General features: G+C 66.4%; 3 protein-coding genes. All 3 read left to right on the top strand.

The annotated features are described in order from the left end of the window. Positions 1 to 555, top strand: a 555-nt coding sequence (locus VF794_RS10950) for a PilW family protein (protein ID WP_331109462.1), incomplete at its 5' end; no start/stop codon positions are given. Next, positions 552 to 1,055, top strand: a complete 504-nt coding sequence (locus VF794_RS10955; protein ID WP_331109464.1) for a hypothetical protein — start codon at positions 552 to 554, stop codon at positions 1,053 to 1,055. The genes VF794_RS10950 and VF794_RS10955, both read left to right, overlap by 4 nt. 11 nt (positions 1,056 to 1,066) lie before the next feature. Beyond that, a partial coding sequence (locus tag VF794_RS10960; RefSeq protein ID WP_331109466.1) for a pilus assembly protein PilY occupies positions 1,067 to 4,349 on the top strand: 3,283 nt, incomplete at its 3' end.

Below are 4,349 nucleotides of genomic sequence, written 5' to 3' on the forward strand. Positions count from 1 at the left end.
ATGCGCATCCGCATCGTGCCCCTGGATGGCCGCCCGTTCCTGATGGCCTTCCAGAGCCTCGACACGCTGGACCCGGCCTCCGGCGTGCCCCTGATGGCGGACGTGGAGTCCTTCCAGGTGGCCTACGTGATGAACCGGCCGCCTCCCACCGGCATCAACTCGAGCCTCACCCCGGTGGACTCCAGCTCACCCGTGGCCAACTGGGTGCTGGGGGACGTGGGCAGCGCGGACGTGGATCGCTTCCCGGATCCGGCCACCTTGCCGCAACCGCTCTACCGGCTGCCGTACGAGGACCGCGCCCGCTACAACCGGCACCCGGCCAACATCCGCGCGGTGCGCGTGAGCATCGGCGTGCGTTCCACCAGCCCCGAGCCCAACGGTCGCCGCGCCTTCGCGCGCGTGGACCTGGAGGACTCCGCCGAGGCCAGTCCCGCGGACGGCTACTACCGGACCAACATGTCCACCACGGTGCGCGTGCCGAACCTCCTGTCGCGCTCCGCTTTCAACCCGCCGGTGGGTGACCCCACCTCCGGCCTCAACGTGTGGGGAGGATGACCACCATGCACCTCAAGACGAGGACCCCGCGCGGCAACGCCCTGATGATGACGCTCATCGCCATCTCGGTGCTGATGCTGCTGGTGGGGGGCGCCATCCAGTTCACCAACCACAACCGCGAGGCGACAGCCGAGAAGCTGCGCGGGGATCGTGTCAGCGCGTGCGCGGATGCGGCCCGCCGCCATCTGCTCTCGCGCCTGAAGCTGTTCCGCGCGACCAACCTCCAGATCTTCGATACGAAGCTCATCGATGATCCGGATCCGGAGTCGCGCTCGAAGATGATGACGGGTCACTACAACGAGGACGCCTCGGCCACGGTGGTGTCCGTCAACCCGGTGCTCATGGGGGCGGGCGGTCGCCAGTCGCGTGACGTCGCCAACGTCGCCGCCGCGGGCGGGGGCACGCTGGGTGGGCAGTACTATCGCGTGGTGGTCAAGTGCCAGGAGTCGACGTCGGGCCGTGAGTCCGAGGTCGAGTTCCTCTTCCGTTACGGTCTGTGAGGATAGGCGCCATGTTCCGCAAGCTGACCCTCAGCCTCGTTGCTCTCTTCGTGGTGCTGCTCCGGGCGGACACCGCGGTCGCCATCGACGAGGCGGCCTGCTGTCTGCCGACCACGTCGCGTCTGGACGCGTTGATGAACCCGACCAAGGGCGGCGACGAGAAGTTCTTCTCGCGCCCGGGCGGGCCTCCCAACATCCTCTTCGTCATCGATACCTCCAGTTCGATGCACGCGTGGCCAAAGGCGTGGCCCTCCACCCGGGGCTGCTCGAACTCCTTCCTCAACGGGCTGGGGTACGACAAGAACGAGACGTATGACCGCCTGTGGACGGGCATCAGCACCCAGTCCAACGACTGGTGGGCCAACGCCAAATACTATGACGCTCCCACCAAGGGATATGGCGTCCTCTTCGGCGTGGCTCCGTTCCTGGGCAAGGACTCCAAGGGCAATGATTGGAAGGCCCCGTGGACGACCCCGGCGGAGGCCTGCACCACCATTCCGGGCATTGGCACGGACCTGGGCACCTGCCAGACGTGCCTCGATACCCAGGGCTACTACATCCACGACGCCAACAACCGGCGGGTGAAGGGCAACTTCCTCAACTTCTACGCGCCGCGCGACTCGGGCGCCGTCAAGGTGCTGGCGGACGTGGTGCGCGACCTGCGCGAGGTGCGCTTCGGCGTGATGGGCTTCCAGACCCGTGACTCGAAGACGTGCTGGGGAACGAAGGGCACTTCCAAGACCCAGTGCCTCTGCATCCAGCAGCCCATGGGCCCCACGTGCGCCAAGTCCTACCCGTTGGACAACAGCTCCGTGGAGAACAACCGCAACTCGGTGCTCAACTCGCTCACCAACGTCAACGCGAACAACAACATCGGCCTGGGCTGGGACGGCTGCAACACCCCGCTCGCGGACGCGCTCTACGCCTCCGGCTACTACTTCCAGTCGAAGAGCGGCACCACGCCCTACACCACCTACCTGGGCACCCTGAACAACCGACAGACGAGCACCAACTTCAACGTGTCCGATTCCGTCTGCTTCGAGTGCGGCTTCAACGCCGTCATCCTGCTGACGGACGGCGAGCCCTCCGAGGAGGGCGACGTGATTCCAATGCCACCGGCCATCGCGAACGACACGACGCCGTGCGAGGGGTGCTCCGACAGCGACCTGCACAAGGTGGCCAAGCTCCTGTGGAACAAGGACCTGCGCTTCGACATGGCGGGCCAGCAGCGCGTGGCCACGTACACCATCGGCTTCTCCGAGGCGGTGACCCAGAGCAAGCTCCTCCAGGAGACGGCGCGGCTGGGCGGCGGCCGGTTCTTCCCCGCCAGCAGCACCAGCGAGCTCAAGCGCGCCATCCTCGCCATCCTGGATGACATCAACTCGCGCAACACGGCGTTCTCCTCGGCGGCCGTCAGCACCCTTCAGACGCAGGGCTCGGCCCTGACGGCGGTCATCCCGCGCATGATGCCCGTCAAGGGCAAGTCGTGGTCGGGCAAGCTCTACCGCTACGAGCAGTACAACGAGTTCGTCGAGGACGCGGACAGGAACGGCGACGGTGACCGCAACGACGTCTTCCTGCTGGATGAGGCGAAGGACATCGTCGCGGAGGACAGCTCGAGCGAGTACCGCAAGGTGGTGTCCACGAACGGGGGCCCCAACGGCACGCCCGTCTTCGGCGACAAGGCCGACTATTACTGGGAGGCGGACGAGGAGCTGGTGGACAAGATCGGGTACGCCAACCGGTCGATCTGGACGGTGACGGACAACGGGAAGAAGGACGGCGGTGGAGTCAAGGACGGCGTGCTGAACGAGAAGGACGATCTCGTCTCCTTCGAACTCAAGAACATCGCCGAGCTGCGCCAGTACATGGCCGTGACGGGGGCGCCGCTGTGCCCTTCCGGGTTGCTCACGACCTTCAAGCCGGGCCTCATCCTGGACAAGATGAACGTGTCCCTTGAGGTCGCGACGCAGTTGATGCGCGATGAGAAACTGCCGGGCCTGCTCACGGTTCCGGTGACCCAGGAGGGCTATGACCTGCTGTGCACCGCGCTGGTCATCCAGTACGTGCGCGGGCAGGACCTGTTCGACGAGGACGGGGACAACAAGCGCGCGGAGACCCGGCCGTCCGTCCTGGGCGACATCTTCCACTCATCGCCCGTCATGGTGGATCCGCCGGTGGACAAGTTCCTGTGCGACCTGGGCATCAGCAACCAGTGCGTGCGCACGCTCTATGACACGACGGGCACGCCCGGCGTGGACTCCACCAGGATGCTGCGGAGCGATCATCTGCCCACCTCGTGCGCCATCCCCGAGAGGCTGGATCGCGATGCCTACGAGATCTACCAGTACATCAACCGCAGGCGCGAGCGGCTCATCCTGGTGGGGGCCAACGACGGCATGCTGCACGCCTTCAGTGATGGGGTAGGCGAGGAGAACGCCCAGACGTGCGACATCACGTACCCGAGCGCCCCGAAGGATGGCCAGGGCGGTTGGGAGCGCTGGGCCTTCATCCCAGCGGACCTGCTGCCGCGGCTCCAGGAAATGCTGGAGGGCCACGCCTATTACGTCGATGGCGACATCATGGTCCGCGACATCTGGGCGGACATGGGCACGATGGACGGCCAGAAGTCCTGGGACGAGTACCGCACGGTGGCCGTGGTGGCCGAGGGCCGCGGCGGCACGCACTACTTCGCCCTGGAGCTGCTCTGGACGACGGAAAATGGCACGGTGACCAAGGCGCAGCCGAAGCCGGCCTTCCGCTGGATGTTCCCGCAGCCGTGCACGGAAGAGGCACTGCGCTTCGGCAAGACGCTCTTCAGCCTCAGCCCCAAGCCGCCGCCCATCGGCCCCGTGCTGCTGCAGTCGGCCAAAGGCCAGCTGCGCCACGGCAAGGACGGTCCGCCGAGCTCCGAGCGCTGGGTGGCGATGCTGTCCGGAGGCTGGTCGCCCGGCCAGGAGAAGGGCCGCGGCATCTACATGGTGGACGTGTGGAATGGCCGGGTGAACGAGCGCCAGGACAACCTGCTGTGGAAGTGGGAGTACTCGGAGACCGCCTCGGGCGATCTGGACGAGCCGCGCAAGGCCATGACGTACGGCTTCGTGGCGCCGGTGGCCCTGGCGGACTACGGCTCCAATGCGAAGCCGGCCGTCGACGGCTTCTTCGACACCGCGGTGGTGGGCGACTTGGGTGGCCAGCTCTGGACGATGCGGTTCTTCCAGCCAGGCGAGCTCGACAACTCCACGAAGCTCATCAAGAACTGGAGTGGCGGACGCTCCGTCTCGATGGACCGGG

The sequence above is a fragment of the Archangium sp. genome (assembly GCF_036389735.1).
Taxonomy (GTDB): domain Bacteria; phylum Myxococcota; class Myxococcia; order Myxococcales; family Myxococcaceae; genus Archangium.

Bases quoted from the DNA above. Each gene is read 5' to 3' on its own strand.
- VF794_RS10955 (WP_331109464.1), top strand. From the start codon at position 552: ATGACCACCATGCACCTCAAGACGAGGACCCCGCGCGGCAACGCCCTG.